At 32.7% G+C, this 1,327-nt stretch carries 1 protein-coding gene; it reads right to left on the reverse strand.

Annotation, left to right across the window (positions count from 1 at the left end):
• Window positions 1-162 precede the first annotated feature (162 nt).
• Window positions 163-1,158 carry a hypothetical protein gene (locus B0I22_RS16035; RefSeq protein WP_133946626.1) on the reverse strand — a complete coding sequence of 332 codons (996 nt, stop codon included), beginning with the start codon at window positions 1,156-1,158 and terminating at the stop codon, window positions 163-165.
• Between the last annotated feature and the right edge of the window lie 169 nt (window positions 1,159-1,327).

The following is a 1,327-nucleotide window of genomic DNA, read 5'->3' on the forward strand; positions in this document are numbered from 1 at the left end:
CTTTGTATCATTCGGTTTGTCGTCTTTTAAGCTGACCGCTAACGTTTCGGGGCTTTGCGATGGTGGGGCAATCGAAGCACAAATCTTCAATTTTGCACAACAGTTCAATCGAAGAACTGCCGTTGAACTTTGCAGTTTTGCCCCACTATTGCAAAACCCTTGTTAGCGGTAGTTTTTATTTTTCCATTCGTTAATTAATTTATTAAAGTCTTCAAACATTAGGTCAAAATTGTAGTCGAATTTCTTTTTTTTAAGTTTGTCTATAAGTGTATTTATTGCTGTTACAACATATTCGGTAAATTGTTCTTTTTGTTCTTGGTAACTTAATTCGCTAAACCTTTTTTCAAAATGAATATCAATATTGACTTTTCCTGTGTCTTTTCTAAAAGGGCCATATACAAATCTGTTTCTTAGATAGTATCCATTTTCTTCTATTTCTTTTTTGGGATACATTTTGTGTAATTCTTCCCACGCTTTTTGGTTAGTCAGTTTTTTGTCGCTTTCAGAAATTATATAATTTGTCTTACAGTGAGCATTGTCATAAAAACTATGAGAATGATTTATAATAATTCTGTTTATTATATTTCCATATTTTTCAGGACGCATTTTTTCTTTCAATAGTGGTTCAAGTTCATTATCTACGCTGTCTATAAATTCCTTTGAGTTTTCGTAACAATTGCTTATTCCTCTTTCAAACCAAATAGGATTTTTTGGTGTCCAATTTCTTTGGCTTTCAATTTTTAAATCTTGTATGATTTCTTTTGTTTCGTACTCGGAAAGAATTGTTTGCTTATTGTCGATTTGGTTTGGACTAAAATGGTATGAAGTTCTTCCTTGCTCCATTGTATAACCTGTCGCTCTTTTAGACCAAATAGCATCTACAAATCTGCATTCTCCAAATTTGTTTAGAAAAAAAGTCATTGGATTTCCATTAAAATACATTCCTCTTAATGCTTCAAGTGGTTCATAATTTCCCCAACCTATAATTGCAAGACTTTCACAAATTTTTACAGCTTTATTCCAATCAGATACATTTTTGTAGTCTGCGTATTGTAAAAACTCTGAAAAAAGGTTTTCTCTTAGTTTATCAGGATTACTTTTTCCTTCTAAGAAACTTCTAAGTTCTTGTAAATTGTCAATTTCGTAAATTTCATTCATTCAGTTTCCTAATTTTCGGTTCTGTGACGGGTTATGTAAAATTACCGCTAACGTTCCACGGCTTGGCGATAGCGGGGCGCCCGAAGCGGAAATGTTTCAACTAAAATACAAAATAAAATAGAAATGGAAAGCGTGGATTTTGAGTATTTAGCCCCGCTATTGTCAAACC

Origin of the sequence: Epilithonimonas xixisoli (genome assembly GCF_004365655.1) — a bacterium.
Classification (GTDB): Bacteria; Bacteroidota; Bacteroidia; order Flavobacteriales; family Weeksellaceae; genus Epilithonimonas; species Epilithonimonas xixisoli.

Coding starts and splice junctions, on each gene's coding strand:
- B0I22_RS16035 (WP_133946626.1), bottom strand. CDS start 1,158: ATGAATGAAATTTACGAAATTGACAATTTACAAGAACTTAGAAGTTTC.